This window comes from Streptomyces sp. NPDC058620, from assembly GCF_042717135.1.
Classification (GTDB): domain Bacteria; phylum Actinomycetota; class Actinomycetes; order Streptomycetales; family Streptomycetaceae; genus Streptomyces.
This window is the reverse complement of record NZ_JBHXQO010000006.1, coordinates 116120-130669: the sequence shown is the minus strand read 5'-3', so window position 1 is coordinate 130669 and position 14550 is coordinate 116120. Positions and strand designations below refer to the sequence as shown.

Genomic DNA, 14550 nt, shown 5'->3' with positions numbered 1-14550 from the left:
CATTCCGCATCCGCGGGTCCACACCGGGGTGGTCACCCCGCGGGCGCGGCGGTGGACCCGGCACTGGCCGTTGCTGCCGCTGATCGCGACCGTGCTCCTGCTCACGCTTCCGGTCACGGACGCGGGGACCGGGGACACGCAGGTCATGCGCCCGGCCGACCTCGCGTCGGGGCTCGCGGTCCTGGTCTGCCTGGCCCGTTCGCTGTACCTCCGGCAGCGCCCGCTGACACCGTTCGCGGCCCTCGTCCTGGGGCTGCCCACTCTGGGGTTCGCGGTGGCGACGGTGACCGCGGCCGACCCCTCCGCGGCACTGCCGGGGTTCGTCCGCTACCTCCAGGTCTTCGTTCTGGTACCGGCAGCCGTGTGCCTCCTGATCAGGGACGCCCATGGATTCCGGATCGTGGCCGGCGCCCTCGTGCTGCTGGCGCTCGTCCAGGGCGTGACGGGCATTCACCAGTACGCCACCGGCACGGGCGCCTCCTACATGGGCGAGGATGTCCGGGCCGTGGGCACCTTCGGTCCCGGCGACATCATGGGGATGGCCACCGTCGTCGCCTTCGGTCTGCTCGCCACCGCCACGTACGCGCTCCGCACGCCCGAGGGTGCTCCCCGGTGGCTGCGTCCCTGCGCCCTCGGCGCGACCGCCGTGCTGCTCGTGGCCCTCGTGCTGTCCTTCAGCCGCGGCTCGTGGATCGCCACGGCGATCGCGGCGCTCGCCCTCATCGCACTGACCGGACTGCGCCAGGCCGTACGCGCCCTGGCGGTGCTGTGCGCCACCGGCGTCGTGCTCGTCGGCGGATTCGGTGTCGGCTCCGAGATGGTCTCCCAACGGCTCACCAGCATCACCGAGGTGACCGCCGCCCCCGACCAGTCGGTCACCGACCGGTACACCATGTGGGCCGCCGCGGCGAGCATGTGGCGCGAGGAACCGGCGGTGGGCGTCGGCCTCAAGGGCTTCCCCGCACACCGCGACGGGCACGCCTCGATCGCGCTCTCGGCAGGCAGCGACACCGCGGGCGCCGGTCAGGACTTCCGCAAGCAGCCGCTCCTCTCCCCGCACAACATGTATCTGCTCGTCCTCGGCGAACAGGGGCTGATCGGCCTCACGGCGCTCGTCGGCAGCTGGCTGGCGGTCCTCGTCGGCGGGGTGCGCAGAGTGGTCATCGGCCGCGCGAGCAGGGACACGGCGGTGGACTGCGGGCTCGTCGCGGCGGGGCTGATGGTCTGGCAGACCGTCGACTTCCTGTACGCGGACATCGGCGGCCCCTCGACCGTGCTCACGGGCATCGTGCTCGGTCTGGCCGCCTGGTGGGCGCTGGCCGAACCGGAGAGGGTACGGACCGCGTGAACAACACCGGTATCGAACCGGGCCCGCCGGTCGAGGTGCTCCCCGAAGCCGCCCCCGCCCCTCCCGCACCACGGGAACAGGCCGTCGCACCCGGCCCCGGCCCGGAGACGTCCGGGGGCCTGGCGACGTCCGGGGGACAGGCGACGTCCGGGGCCGTAGAGGCACCCGGGCGCGCGGAGACACCCGGGCTCGGCCGGTTCCTCGCCCGTGCCGCCGCCGTCACCGCAGGGCTGACCGTGGCCGGGGCCCTTCTGGGGCTCGTACGCGACCAGGCCATCGCCCATCTCTTCGGCGCGAGCGGTGCGAGCGACGCGTTCCTGATCGCCTGGACCGTGCCCGAGATGGCCGCCACCGTACTGATCGAGGACGGGATGGCCCTGCTCCTCGTCCCGGCGTTCAGCCACGCCCTGGCCCGCAGGGCAGCGGCCGACGGACGGAAGGAGGGCTCCGCCACAGAGGGCGCGGACGACCCCGTGCGGGAGCTGATCTCCGCCACCCTGCCCCGGCTGTTCGCGTTGCTGGCCTGTGCCGCGGCGCTACTGGCCCTGGGCGCTCCGTGGGTCGTGGGAGTACTGGCCCCCGGGCTGAGCGATCCGCGACTCGCCGTGGAATGCACCCGCCTGACGTCCGTCACCGTGCTCACCTTCGGCCTCACCGGCTATCTCAGCGCGGCCCTGCGCGCCCACCGCAGCTTCCTGCCGCCCGCGGGCGTGTACGTGGCGTACAACGTCGGCATCATCGGCATGACCTTCGCCCTGCACTCCCTCTGGGGCGTGCGGGCGGCGGCTGCGGGAGTCGCCGTCGGCAGTGTCCTGATGATCCTCACCCAACTCCCCGCCTTCGCACGGCTGGTGCCCGCCCGGGTCCGCAGGAGCGGCCGAGGTGCGCGCTCGGCCGCCAGGCGGCGCTTCGCCGGCGCGGCTCCTCCGCTGCTGGGTGCCACGGTCCTCGCCCCGGTGGTGATCTTCGTGGTGAGCCGTCAGGCGCAGGTCCTGGTCGAGCGTTTCCTCGCCTCCTCGCTGCCGGCCGGTGCGATCTCGCATCTGAACTACGCGCAGAAGGTCGCGCAGATGCCGATGGTCCTGTCCCTGATGATCTGCACGGTGACCTTCCCCGTCGTCGCCCGCGCCATGGCGAACGGCGACCGGGAGAAGGCCCGGGACCGGGTTGAACGCGACCTCGCGCTGGCCGGCATGGTCGTCCTCGCGGGGACCGCGATGGTGCTCGGGTACGCGCCCCAGATCATCGAAGTCCTCTTCCAGCGTGGCGCGTTCGACGCGTTGGACACCAAGGCGACGGCCGACGCGATGCGTGTGTACGCGCTCGGGCTCCTCGGCCACTCCCTCGTGGGGGCGCTGAGCCGGCCGTACTTCTCCGCCGGGCGGCCCACCTGGTTCCCGGTCTTCGCGATGGCCACCGGCCTGCTCGTCACCACCGGCGCCGGATTCGCCATGACCCACCGCCTCGGCGTCAACGGCATCGCGGCGGCCAACGCCATCGGGATCAGCACGGCAGCGATGCTGCTCCTCATGGGGCTGGGTACGCGGGTGGTCACCATCCGGGTCCGGGCGGTCACCCTCTCGCTGGTCAGGCTGGCGGGCGCCGCCGCGGTGGCCGGGACGGCCGGGTGGCTGGCGGCACCGCTGGTGTCCGATCCCCTCCTGAGCGTGGCCGGCGGCTGCGTCCTCGTGCCGGTCCTGTTCCTCCTGGCCGGGCTCGCGTTCAGAGCTCCGGAAGTCGTTCATCTGCTGACCCTCATCCGACGGAGGTTGCTTCATGGCCGCTGACCCATCGGCTCGTGCCGACTCGCGCTCCTCCAGGTTCCGACCGCCCGCGGCCGGCCGGCCGTGGATCCTGACGTACCACTCCGTGTGCGAGCGGACGAGCGACCCGTACGGCATCACCGTCTCCCCCGAGCGGCTCGACCGGCAGCTGACCTGGCTGCGGCGCCGCCACTACACCGGCGTGAGCGTCGCCACGCTGCTGCGCACCCCCGTGGAGGGCCGGCGCGGACTCGTCGGACTGACCTTCGACGACGGCTACTCCGACTTCGTCCACGAGGCCCTTCCGGTGCTGCTCCGCCACGGCTGCTCGGCGACCGTGTTCGTCCTGCCCGGCCGGCTCGGCGGATCGAACGAGTGGGACCGGCCGGGGCCGCACAAACCGCTCCTCACCGCCGCCGGCATCCGCGCCGCCGCCGACGCGGGGATGGAGATCGGCTCGCACGGTCTGCGCCACCGGGACCTGACGTCGCTGGCCGGCGACGCGCTCCGCCTGGAGACGCACCGAAGCCGGGAGTTGCTGCACGACATCACCGGTGTCACCCCCGAGGGGTTCTGCTATCCGTACGGTTCGGTCGACGAGCGGGTGGTCGATTCGGTGCGCGAGGCGGGATACGGCTATGGCTGCGCCATCACCCCGGGGTCGCTGCTCGGCCCGTTCACCCTGCCCCGTACGCACATCAGTCACGCGGACCGCGCGGTACGCCTCCGGGCGAAGGACGTGCGCCACCGGCTGCGGTACCGGGCGGAAGCCGCCCCCGGCCGGCTGCCCGAGACCGTGACCGCGGTGTCCGGTGAACGCCGATGAGAGCCCTGCACATCATCACCGGCCTCGGTATCGGCGGTGCCGAGCAGCAACTGCGCCTGCTGCTGCGCCACTTGCCGGTGCCCTGCGACGTCGTGACGCTCACCAACCCCGGCGCGGTGGCGGACGGGCTGCGGGCCGACGGCGTCCGCGTCACGGATCTGGGGATGAAGGGCAACCGCGACATCGCGGCGCTGCCGAGGCTGGCCCGGATCATCCGGCAGGGGAAGTACGACCTCGTCCACACGCATCTGTACCGGGCCTGCGTCTACGGGCGGATCGCCGCCCGGCTGGCCGGGGCCCGCGCCACCATCGCCACCGAGCACTCACTGGGCCGGGCGGAGATCGAAGGACGTCCCCTCACCCGCTCCACGCGCGCGCTCTACCTGCGGACGGAACGGCTCGGATCGGCCACGGTCGCCGTCTCCTCCACCGTCGCCGGACGGCTGCGCGACTGGGGTGTGCCCGCGGCACGGATCCACCTCGTACCCAACGGGATCGACGCGGAACTCTTCCGGTACGACGACGGGCGGCGACGGGCCACCCGGGCGCTCCTGGGCATCCCCGACGACGCCTTCGTGGTGGGGGGTGTCGGCCGGCTCGTCCCCGGCAAACGCTTCGACGTCCTGGTCCGAGCCGTCGCGGCGCTGCCGGGCGCCCGCCTCCTGCTGGCCGGGGACGGGCCGGAACGCGGCCCGCTGACCGCGCTCGCCGAGCGGCTCGGGGCGGCAGACCGGGTCCGGCTGCTCGGCGAGTGCGACGAGGAGCGGCCAGGCGCGGGACCCGGCGTCCCGGCGCTCCTCAGCGCCATGGACACCTTCGTCTCGACGTCCCGCGAGGAGTCCTTCGGCCTGGCCGTCATCGAGGCGCTGGCCGCCGGGCTGCCGGTACTGCACGCCGCCTGCCCGGCGATCGAGGATCTGCCCACCGACCAGTCCTCGGGCACCACCCGCATCACCGGCCACGCCGAGGAACTGACAGCGGCCCTGCGGCCGCGGATACATGCGGGACCGAACAGACTGCCGCCGCCCCCGGCCGTCGGCCATTACGACATCAGGCGCAGCAGCGAGCACCTCATGGACGTCTACGAGCGCGCCCTGTGCGGGCGCTGAGGTCCTCAGCCTTCCCCGTCCGAAGCAGACACCTGCCACCACCCTTCCGACAGAGAGCACCCTCATGACCGAGTCGCCCGAGCAGCGGCCGGCCGTCCCCGGACGGTTCAGCCGGCTGCGTTCCCTTCCCCCGCTGCCCCTTTGGTGGCCGCTGCCCGCCGGTGTCCTGCTCGGCGCGGCGTGCGGTCTCTCCTACGGGCTGCTCACAGCCCCGCAGTACACGGCCACCGGTTACGCCATGGCCGTCACCGACAAGGGCACCGACTCCGCGGCCGCCCTGGGCTTCGCCCAGTCCTACGGCCGGCTCGCCACCAGCGACTCCACCCTCACCTATGCGCACGGGGCCGCCGGGGAGTCGGTGAGGGATCTCCGCGCCCAGGTGCGGTCGGAGACCTCGCCCGACTCGCCCATGATCGCGGTCACCGGTACGTCCGGCTCCCCGCGCCGGGCCGCGGAGATCGCCAACGCCGTCGTCGAGGCCGTCATCGTCAGCAGCGGGCACGTGGCCAAGGACACCGGCGTGAAGCTCATCAAGTTCGGCCATGCCGTCCCGCCGGACGAGCCCGTCTCCCCGTCCGCCCCGCTGGGGACGGCCGTGGGAGCGAGCGCGGGCGGGCTGCTCGGCGGACTGGTCCTGCTCGTGCGGCCGCGCCGGGCGAGGCGGAACCCGGAGGCTCACGTGCCGGCCCCCGCCCAGACGACCGCCGACGAGAAGGAGCTCGTGTGATGGGCGCCGGTCACCGGGAAGGTCTGACCGTCACACTCTGCCGCGACTTCGGCGAGTTCGCCGGGGTCGCGGACGAGTGGGACGCGCTGCACCGCCGCTGCCGGACCGCGACCCCGTTCCAGAGCCACGCCTGGCTCCACTCCTGGTGGCTGTCGTACGGACACTCCGGCCGACTCCGGGTGGTGCTGGCCCGCCGCGGCGGCCGTCTGATCGGCGCCGCTCCGCTGATGCTCGTCCACCGTCCGATGCCGCTGCTCGTGCCCATGGGAGGGGTGATCTCGGACTTCTTCGACGTCCTCGTCGACGAGGAGGAGTCCAAGGACGCGCTCGTGGCCCTGGAGCGGGGTCTCGACCGGGCCGCCCGGCACGCGGTGATCGACCTGCGGGAGGTGCGGCCCGATGCCTCGGCCCAGCTCCTGTACGAGCGGTGGACGGGCGCGCGCACCCGGCTCGACGACTCGACCTGCATGGAGCTGCCCGCCGAGCCGATCGGCACACTGCTCCAGCGGCTGCCGGGATCGCGGGCCCAGCGGGCTCGGGCCAAGCTGCGCAAGATCGACGCCCTGCCGCTCCGCTGCCGTTCCGTGCCCGCGCGCGACGTGCCGGGCGCGGTGGGCCGGCTGCTGCGCCTGCACGAACTCCAGTGGACCGGCCGCGGCGTCAACCCCGAGCATCTGCGGCCGCGCTTCTCGGCCCATCTGGTGCGCGCCACCCGGCGGATGGTCCGTGACGGTGACGCCGCCCTCACGGAGTTCCTGCTGGACGGCGAGGTGGTGGCGGTCAACATGTCGCTCCAGTCGGGCCATCTCACCGGCGGCTATCTGTACGGGGCCCATCCCTCGCTCAGGGAGCGGAAGGTGGACGTGGCGACGATGCTGATGCGCGAGGTGGCCCAGCAGGCCGCCGACACCGGGCGCACCGTGTTGAGCCTGCTACGCGGCTCGGAGCAGTACAAACACCACTGGGAGCCCGTCCCCGTCGTCAACCAGCGGCTGCTGCTGGCCCGTTCCGGACTCGATCCGCTGCTGCGGCTGCGGGCGTCGCAGCTGAGTGCGCGGGACCTGGCGGCGGAGACCGTCAAGACCCGGTTCCCCGCCGCCCGCGACTGGCACAACCGGCTGAACGCGCTGTCCGTCGGCGGACGGTGATGTCGCACCCGGGATACGACTTTTGTGCCAGTCCGTTACCGTCTGTCGATTTTTACGTTGTCAGGTCACACGGGGTCCGATGCTCCGTGACACACCACACCTCACAAGGAGAACTGATGTCGCGTATCTCGAAGGCAGCCGCTGTCATGGCAGGCACCGGTGCCCTTATCGCCGGCGGTGCCGGCATGGCTGCCGCCGACGCCGGAGCCCAGGGCGTCGCCGCCCACTCCCCCGGCGTCCTTTCGGGCAACGTTGTCCAGGTGCCGGTTCACGTTCCGGTCAACCTCTGCGGCAACACGGTGAACGTCATCGGCCTGCTGAACCCGGCCTTCGGCAACACGTGCGTCAACGCCTCCGGTGGCCACGGTGGCCCGGCGGACCACGCGAACGGCGACTACGGCTACGGCCACTGATCCACGCACGGTGAAGCGGCTGGGTCTCCCCCTGCTCCGGAGGGGAGGCCCAGCCGCTTCCGCGTGCCCGGCCGCTCAGACGTACCGGTACAGGCGGCTGTGGTCGAGGAGCTTCGAGGGGGCGACGTCCCAGGGCGGCATGGGCTCGTCGAGGCCGAAGACCCGGTCACGGTCCGGGCCCTGCTCCCGGCTCCCGCTGCCCGGCTGGTACCGGGACCGCGGGTGGACCTTCTGCCAGCGGTCCCAGAGCAGGTCCATGAAGGCGTGGTGGAACCAGAAGACGGGGTCGTTCGGCGAGGCGGCTCCCGCCATGAGACCACCGACCCAGCTGTGTACCTGATTGTGATTGCTCACTCCGCGCGAACCCCTGATGCCCCAGCCTTCGATCCGGTTGCGGAAGCCGGTCCTGCTGACGCTGTTCCACGGGGCGGCGTCGTACACCGGGTCGTTCAGGGCGCCGGCCACGTCCTTCTTGCCCGGCAGCGAGACGGGGGACGAAGGGCGGCCGAAGTTCCTTGTGAGGAAGGGCCGTTCGGTGACGCCGTCGTTGATGGTCCAGTTCCCCTCCGCGTAGGCGAACGGCCCCGTCATGACCTGCCGGTCGCCGGATCTTCCGTTGCCCCCGAGCAGGTCATCGGCCCAGAGCGAGGCACTCGGGGTGTTGTCGGACGTCCAGTCCCAGTACGGGATGGACACCCCGGGGTCGATCTCCCGCAGAGCCCTCTCGAACTCCAGGAGGTACTGCCGGTGCCATGGGAAGAAGGAAGGGGCCATATGGGCGGGCCTCGGCCGGTCCTCGCCGTCGGAGACGTAGAACTCCCGGTGCAGGACGACGAAATCGTCATACCGTCCCGAACGCTTGAGCTCCAGGATCGCGCCGACCAGACGCCGCTTCTCGGTGCGCGTGAGATTCCGCTGGTTCTTACGGTTGTACACCCGTGCTGGTCCTCCCGTTTCAGATGCCGTGCCGCGGCGGGGCCGCGGACAGCTGTGCGGACCCGAGCTCGTCGACCGCGGCGCGAGCCGTGGCCAGCAGCGTCGGGAACGACTCGTAGTGGTTGGCATCGCTCACGTAGCTGCCGTCGGCGCGCCGCATGATGTGCAACGGCCGTCCGTCAACGCGTACTTCGAGATGGGCCGCTTGGGGCGCCGCTTCGGCACCGGCGACCCGGACCGCGCCGCCGGGACCGCCCGGCGGCACGCCGACCATCGCGCTGCCCCGGATGTCCCGGCCGCGGTACATCTCGGCGAACCGCTCCGGTTCCGTGCCGCCCGCCTTCGCCGAAGGGGCCACGGAGTCCTGCCCTCCCGCGAGCACGGGGCCGAGCGCCGCCGCCGTGCCCGCGGTCACGCCCACCGTGAAGGCGGTACGCAGCACGATCCGGCGGGACAGTCTGCGCCGCCCGGCCCTCGTGCCTCTCGCGTCCGTGGTCTGGCCCATGGTGTGCGCACCCGCCTCTCGTCCACTCTTCCGAGGTGTTGACGTATCCGACGTTGACAACGAGACACCGACGGAACAGTTCTCGTACGAGCGGCGCGCCGATCACACCGAATGTCCCGAATCGCGTCAGCATGGCCGTCCCGGAATGTGGAGGTTGTGCAATGACTGTTCCCAGGCAGGGAAGCAGGGACCGCGCGTTGCGGCCGGAGGACGTGGATCTCGCCGATCCGGCCTTCTGGACGCTGCCACGTCCCACGCGGCTGGAGGCGTTCGCGCTGCTGCGGCAGCTGGACACCCCGGCGAGGTTCACGGCGCGCACCGGGTCGGGCGAGGCGTTCTACGCGCTCGTGAAACACGCCGACGTGAAGGCGGCCAGCCGGCAGCCGCAGCACTTCGCCAGCGCCCCGGGCGTCACGACGCCGGAGCCGGCCGGCTGGGCGAAGGCGGTCTTCGGGAACTCCATGGTCAACATGGACGGCGAGGAGCACGCCGCCCTGCGGCGGATCATCTCGCGCGCCTTCACCCCGCGACTGCTGGCCGGGGCCGAGGAGAACATCCGTGGGCTCGCACGCCGCCTGGTGGACGAGGCGATCGCCGAGCGCACCGACGACTTCATGCCCTCGGCCCCCTCCCGGCTGCCGCTGGAGGTCATCTGCGACCTGATGGGCATTCCGGAACACCACCGGCCGCGGATCTCCCAGCAGATCGATCACGCCTCCGCGTACGTGGGAGTGCGCCGGCGGGGACGGGCCCGCCTGCGGGTGCCGGGCCGCGGTCTGCGCTCCCTGGCCCGGATGCACCTGGTGATGGCGCAGCTTGCCCGTGAGCGGCGCCGCAACCCCGCGGACGACCTCATCTCGGCCCTGGTCCGTGCGGACGTGGACGGACAGGCGCTGACCTCGCGCCAGCTCGGCTCCTTCTTCTCCCTGCTGCTCGTGGCCGGTGTGGAGACGACGCGCAACGCGATCGCCCACGGCATGTACCTGCTGTCCCATCACCCGGAGCAGCGGGCCCTCCTGGAATCGGACTTCGACCGGTACATCGACGGTGCGATCGACGAGATCGTCCGGCACTCGACGCCGATCATCCAGTTCCGCCGGACGGTCAGGGAGTCGTGTTCGCTGGGCGGCCGGAGCTACGGCCCCGGCGAGAAGGTCGTGCTGTTCTACGCGTCGGCCAACCGGGACGAGTCCGTCTTCACCGATCCCGATGCCTTCGACATCACCCGGAGTCCCAATCCCCATCTGGGATACGGCGGGGGCGGCCCTCATCACTGTCTCGGGGCGCATCTGGCGCGGCTGGAGATGAAGGCGCTCTTCCAGGAGTTGCTGACCCGGCTGAACACACTGGGGACGGTCGGCGATCCGCAGCTGGTCGACTCGAATTTCGACAACCGGGTACGTTCGCTGCCTTTCTCCTTCGACCGCTCCTGACGGCCCCGGAGCTCCCGGATTTCACCCGAACGGCCCGGCTTGAATCGCGATGCGTCGCGAATGGCCCACGCCGGAGTGCCGGGACCGCCCCGTAAAGAAAATGTCTCCCTATTGTCGAACTGCTCGGAGGGAACGCCGGAAAGAAGGAGGAGCCGTGCCCGCACAGCGCCGTCTCATCAACATCTGCGTCGGGACGGCTGCGCTCAGTCTCCTCGTCGCCGGGGGAATCGTCGGAACGATCTCGTCCGGAACGGACACCACAGACGGTGTCCCACCCGGGCGCGCAGGTTCGGAGGGCACCACCGCACACGGCGCCTATGTGGGCTACGGCCCCGAGGGCGTGCGGAGAACGGGGGAGCTGTCGCGCTGGCTGGGCGGCGCGGAGCTGCGGGCCGGGCACAGTTATCTGCCGGGCGACCTGTGGTCGAACATCGAGGGCAGACCCGATTTCCTGCGCTCCTGGGCAACCTGGCGGACCGCCGAGCGGGACCGGATGTTCGTGCTGAACGTGCCGATGCTGGAGCGGAACGAGGAACGGGTCGGCGATGCCGAGGTCCGTACGCTGCTGAAGGCGGGCGCCGCCGGTGACTACGACCACCACTTCCGGAGGCTGGCCGAGCGGCTGGTCCGGCTGGAGATCCCGGACACCGTGATCGTGCTCGGCTGGGAGATGAACGGCACCACGTACACGCATCGCTGCGGTCCCGACCCCGTGTCGTGGAAGGCGTACTGGAATCGCATCGTCACCACGATGCGTGCCGTCCCCGGGCAGGAGTTCCGCTTCGATTTCGCCCCCAGCCGGGGGACGGACGCTGTTCCGTGGACACAGTGCTATCCCGGTGACGACGTCGTGGACATCATCGGGATGGACACCTACGACCAGCCGCCTGGACGGAGTTTCGACGAGCAGGTGAACGGTCCGTACGGTCTGCAGAAGCACGTCGACTTCGCGGCCGAGCACGACAAGCCGATCTCCTTCCCGGAATGGGGACTGTTCCGCAACGGCGACAACTCCGCGTACATGCGGCGCATGCTCGAATGGATCGAGAAGCACGACCCGGTGTACCAGACGATCACGGACTACTGTCCGCACGGCGTGTGGCAGTGCTCGGAGAACCCGGAGTCCTCGCGGACGTACCGGTCGATGATGAGCAAGAACGCGGCCCCTGCGGCGACACCGACGCCCACCCCGACGGCGCCGGCCCAGCCCACCCCGAAGCCGGACAAGCCCACGCCGGCCGTCCCCGCCCCGGAACCGAACTCCCGGAAGTGGTGCATCACCCTCCCGCTGAGCGACTGGTTCGGCCAGTGGCTGACGGACCGCAGGTTCTGCGTGCGCTACTAGGCCGTGTGCCTCGGCCCGGACAGGTTCTCAGCATGTGACATGCTCCACCCTCTTCTCCGCACAGGACCGCCCAATCTCACACCTGCGTACGGTGGTTACGCCCCGATTTGTCCGGTCGGCAAGCGCTTGCCGAACCCTTGGAAAGCCGAACAGGCGTGCACAGAAGCCGAGTTCCCGCCCGGAACGGCCGAGATGCGAACCATCCGACCTGTCTGAACTTCACTGGAACTCCAGCGAAATGGCACGTGTGTGGATATCGTGCACCGAGCGAGGGCGCATCCGTCAGTCCATGGGATCGACGGATGCGCCCCGTTTGTGGGGATGCGACTTGGGCTGGGGGGTTCATGGGGCATGTCGAAATACCTGACACAGAGATATCCGGGCACGTTGGACTGGCGGGTGCGCCACGACCACGCACCGCGGCGTCCAGGAACCGGAACGCCGCTCTGGAGCAGCTGTGGAGGACACCGACCGCGGATCGGTCGCACACCGAAAGGCCCCGGGCCAGGAAGCGGGCCGGCCGTCACCTGCCGCTGCTCGTCCTGACCGATGTGCTCGGACTGGGGGGTCCGGCCTGGCTCGTCCACGAGGCCGGGGGCCGGACCGCACCGCTGATCACCGCGGCGCTGTCCGCGCTGGTGTGGGCCGTCGTCCGCTCCGCGCGCGGCCGGTACGCGCGGCGGCTGCCCGGGCCCTCCGGGGGCGTGCCGGGAGCCGCCGGTGACTGGCTGCTGCTCCTGGGCGTGCTCGCCGTGCTGCTCACCGTGTCCGGCGACTCCGGCGACCCGGCGATCGCGGTGTTGGCCCTCGTACCGGGCCTCGCGGTGACTCTCCTCGTGACGGGGCTGGGGCAGTGGATAGCGTCCGTACGGCGGCGGCCCGCGTCGCGCCGCGTGCTCGTGGTCGGCCAGTCGGCCGGCGTCGACCGGGCGGTGAATCTGCTCAACTCCCGCAAGGACCACGCCTATACGGTGGCCGCCGCGATACCCGTCGGCACCACCCCGCTGAGCTGCGACGCACCGGTTCCAGGACGGCTCGCCGCCACTCCGGCGGAGGACGACCTCTCCACCGTGCTGGGCGGGGCCTTCGCCCACGACGCCGATCTCGTGCTGGTGGCTCCCGGGCAGGAGCTCGCTGACGAGCGGCTGCGACGTCTGTCCTGGGGGCTGCACGACAGCGGAGTGCCCCTGTGCGTGCTCTCGGAACTGTCGGAGACCGCGGCGAACCGGGTGCGGCTCTCCTCCGTGGCGGGACTGACCCTGCTGCACATCGCCCCGCCGCTGCGCAGCGGGCCGCAGCCGCTGCTCAAGACCCTGGTCGACCGGGCCGGTGCCGCGTTCGGACTGCTGTCCCTGGCCCCGCTGCTGCTCGTGATCGCGATGGCCGTGCGGCTCACCTCGCCCGGCCCGGTGTTCCATCGCCAGACCCGCCACGGCCAGCACAGCCGGCCCTTCACCATGTGGAAGTTCCGCACGATGGTGGCGGACGCCGAAGTGCGCAAGGCTCAGCTCGGCGCGGCGAACGAGGCCGAAGGCCCGATGTTCAAGATGCGCAGCGATCCGCGGGTGACGCGGGTGGGCCGGGCGCTGCGCCGGGCCTCGCTCGACGAACTCCCGCAGCTCATCAACGTACTGCGGGGCGAGATGTCGCTGGTCGGCCCCCGCCCGCCGCTGCCGGAAGAGGTGTCCCGTTACGACGAGCGGGAACACCGGCGGCTCGCCGTCAAACCCGGGCTGACCGGCCTGTGGCAGGTCAGCGGGCGCTCGGACCTGTCCTGGCAGGAGACCGTGTCGCTCGACCTCTGGTACGTCGACAACTGGTCGGTGGCCACGGACCTGGGGCTCCTCGCCCGCACGGTCCGCGCCGTCACCGACGGCCGCGGGGCCTACTGACGTGGGCGGCGAACCGATGCGAGGAGCCCGTGCGCGCGGTGACGGCCGGCCGGCGCCCTCAGCTCTGCGGGGACCGCTGTCCGAGCCACCAGGCGTAGGTACGCGCGATACCGTCACGCAGCGGGATCTGCGGCTTGAAGCCGAGGGAGGTGAGGCGGGAGACGTCCAGGAGCTTGCGCGGGGTGCCGTCCGGCTTGGACGTGTCCCAGGCGATACCTCCCTGATACTCCGTCACCTCACGTACGGTCTCGGCGAGTTCCCTGATCGTCAGGTCGTCCCCGCAGCCGATGTTCACGGGGTCCTCCCCGTCGTACGAGTCCAGCAGCCGGACACAGGCGGTGGCGAGATCGTCGACGTGCAGGAACTCGCGGCGAGGGCTGCCCGAACCCCAGAGAGTCACCTCGGGCGCCCCGTCCTGCTTGGCCTCGTGGAAGCGGCGGATCAGGGCGGGCAGAACGTGCGAGGTCTCCAGGTCGAAGTTGTCGCCGGGGCCGTACAGGTTGGTGGGCATGGCGCTGATGTACGCGGCGCCGTACTGCCGGCGGTAGGAGCGGACCTGCGTGATTCCGGCGATCTTGGCCAGCGCGTACGCCTCGTTCGTCGGCTCCAGCGGGCCGGTCAGCAGGGAGTCCTCACGGATGGGCTGCGGGGCGTGCTTGGGATAGATGCAGGACGAGCCGAGGAAGAGCAGCCGCTCGGTGCCGGCCGCGTGCGCCCCGGCGATCACGCTGAGCTGGATGCGCAGGTTGTCCTCAAGGAACTGCACCGGACAGGTGCTGTTGGCCATGATCCCGCCCACCTTGGCGGCGGCCAGTACGACGACGTCCGGGCTGACGTCGCGCAGATACGCCTCGGTCGACGCGCCGTCGCGCAGATCGAGGAGTTCCCGGCCGCGGGTGAGCACCTCGTGGCCGTCGGCGGCGAGGCGGCGCACCAACGCCGAGCCGACCAGACCTCGGTGGCCCGCGACGAATATGCGGGAGCCGGGTCGTAGCAGGGGGCGGACGGATTCCTGGGGAGGGCCGGGGAGATCAGTCGTCATGGCTCGGATTCTGCCAGGAGCCGTGCGAGTCAGTGACCTTTACCGCAGAACACTCAAACTCTG

The 14550-nt window shown here is 71.3% G+C and carries 13 protein-coding genes; 10 read left to right on the top strand and 3 right to left on the bottom strand.

The window, feature by feature from the left end; all coding sequences use genetic code 11:
• Nucleotides 1–28: 28 nt before the first annotated feature.
• From ACFWSK_RS09380 to ACFWSK_RS09350, 7 genes are all read left to right on the top strand, one after another.
• Nucleotides 29–1348 carry an O-antigen ligase family protein gene (locus ACFWSK_RS09380; protein WP_383783345.1) on the top strand — a complete coding sequence of 440 codons (1320 nt, stop codon included), beginning with the start codon at nt 29–31 and terminating at the stop codon, nt 1346–1348.
• On the top strand, nt 1345–3135 hold the full coding sequence (gene murJ / locus ACFWSK_RS09375) for a murein biosynthesis integral membrane protein MurJ (RefSeq protein WP_383783272.1): 1791 nt from the start codon (nt 1345–1347) through the stop codon (nt 3133–3135). Before ACFWSK_RS09380 ends, murJ begins: the two co-directional genes overlap by 4 nt.
• The gene (locus tag ACFWSK_RS09370; protein ID WP_383783271.1) at nt 3125–3937 is read left to right on the top strand and encodes a polysaccharide deacetylase family protein; all 813 of its coding nucleotides are present in this window, start codon (nt 3125–3127) and stop codon (nt 3935–3937) included. Before murJ ends, ACFWSK_RS09370 begins: the two co-directional genes overlap by 11 nt.
• Entirely contained in the window at nt 3934–5046 is a 1113-nt protein-coding gene (locus ACFWSK_RS09365; RefSeq protein WP_383783270.1) for a glycosyltransferase, read from the top strand. Before ACFWSK_RS09370 ends, ACFWSK_RS09365 begins: the two co-directional genes overlap by 4 nt.
• Nucleotides 5047–5110: 64 nt before the next feature.
• Nucleotides 5111–5773 (top strand): lipopolysaccharide biosynthesis protein, encoded by a 663-nt coding sequence (locus ACFWSK_RS09360; RefSeq protein WP_383783269.1) that lies wholly within the window; start codon nt 5111–5113, stop codon nt 5771–5773.
• On the top strand, nt 5773–6921 hold the full coding sequence (locus tag ACFWSK_RS09355; RefSeq protein WP_383783268.1) for a GNAT family N-acetyltransferase: 1149 nt from the start codon (nt 5773–5775) through the stop codon (nt 6919–6921). Before ACFWSK_RS09360 ends, ACFWSK_RS09355 begins: the two co-directional genes overlap by 1 nt.
• Nucleotides 6922–7037: 116 nt before the next feature.
• Nucleotides 7038–7334, top strand: a complete 297-nt coding sequence (locus tag ACFWSK_RS09350) for a chaplin (RefSeq protein ID WP_383783267.1) — start codon at nt 7038–7040, stop codon at nt 7332–7334.
• Between the two features lie 75 nt (nt 7335–7409).
• Here the strand turns inward: ACFWSK_RS09350 and ACFWSK_RS09345 are convergent, their stop codons facing one another.
• Both ACFWSK_RS09345 and ACFWSK_RS09340 read right to left on the bottom strand, forming a co-directional pair.
• Complete coding sequence (locus ACFWSK_RS09345; protein ID WP_383783266.1) at nt 7410–8270, bottom strand: tyrosinase family protein; 861 nt, start codon at nt 8268–8270, stop codon at nt 7410–7412.
• Nucleotides 8271–8289: 19 nt separating this feature from the next.
• Complete coding sequence (locus tag ACFWSK_RS09340) at nt 8290–8775, bottom strand: tyrosinase family oxidase copper chaperone (protein WP_383783265.1); 486 nt, start codon at nt 8773–8775, stop codon at nt 8290–8292.
• Between the two features lie 161 nt (nt 8776–8936).
• Between ACFWSK_RS09340 and ACFWSK_RS09335 the strand changes: the two genes are divergently transcribed.
• The 3 genes from ACFWSK_RS09335 to ACFWSK_RS09325 all read left to right on the top strand — a co-directional run bounded on the left by ACFWSK_RS09335 (nt 8937) and on the right by ACFWSK_RS09325 (nt 13445).
• Nucleotides 8937–10208, top strand: coding sequence for a cytochrome P450 (locus ACFWSK_RS09335; protein ID WP_383783264.1), 1272 nt, complete (start codon nt 8937–8939; stop codon nt 10206–10208).
• Between the two features lie 154 nt (nt 10209–10362).
• A complete protein-coding gene (locus tag ACFWSK_RS09330) occupies nt 10363–11553 on the top strand; it encodes a glycoside hydrolase family 26 protein (RefSeq protein ID WP_383783263.1) in 1191 nt (396 codons plus the stop codon).
• Between the two features lie 344 nt (nt 11554–11897).
• Complete coding sequence (locus tag ACFWSK_RS09325; RefSeq protein WP_383783262.1) at nt 11898–13445, top strand: sugar transferase; 1548 nt, start codon at nt 11898–11900, stop codon at nt 13443–13445.
• Nucleotides 13446–13503: 58 nt separating this feature from the next.
• Here ACFWSK_RS09325 and ACFWSK_RS09320 read toward each other — a convergent pair whose 3' ends face one another.
• Nucleotides 13504–14487 (bottom strand): GDP-L-fucose synthase family protein, encoded by a 984-nt coding sequence (locus tag ACFWSK_RS09320; protein WP_383783261.1) that lies wholly within the window; start codon nt 14485–14487, stop codon nt 13504–13506.
• Between the last annotated feature and the right edge of the window lie 63 nt (nt 14488–14550).

Coding starts and splice junctions, on each gene's coding strand:
- ACFWSK_RS09320 (WP_383783261.1), bottom strand. CDS start 14,487: ATGACGACTGATCTCCCCGGCCCTCCCCAGGAATCCGTCCGCCCCCTG.
- ACFWSK_RS09350 (WP_383783267.1), top strand. CDS start 7,038: ATGTCGCGTATCTCGAAGGCAGCCGCTGTCATGGCAGGCACCGGTGCC.
- ACFWSK_RS09370 (WP_383783271.1), top strand. CDS start 3,125: ATGGCCGCTGACCCATCGGCTCGTGCCGACTCGCGCTCCTCCAGGTTC.
- ACFWSK_RS09340 (WP_383783265.1), bottom strand. CDS start 8,775: ATGGGCCAGACCACGGACGCGAGAGGCACGAGGGCCGGGCGGCGCAGA.
- ACFWSK_RS09335 (WP_383783264.1), top strand. CDS start 8,937: ATGACTGTTCCCAGGCAGGGAAGCAGGGACCGCGCGTTGCGGCCGGAG.
- ACFWSK_RS09355 (WP_383783268.1), top strand. CDS start 5,773: ATGGGCGCCGGTCACCGGGAAGGTCTGACCGTCACACTCTGCCGCGAC.
- ACFWSK_RS09360 (WP_383783269.1), top strand. CDS start 5,111: ATGACCGAGTCGCCCGAGCAGCGGCCGGCCGTCCCCGGACGGTTCAGC.
- ACFWSK_RS09365 (WP_383783270.1), top strand. CDS start 3,934: ATGAGAGCCCTGCACATCATCACCGGCCTCGGTATCGGCGGTGCCGAG.
- ACFWSK_RS09325 (WP_383783262.1), top strand. CDS start 11,898: ATGGGGCATGTCGAAATACCTGACACAGAGATATCCGGGCACGTTGGA.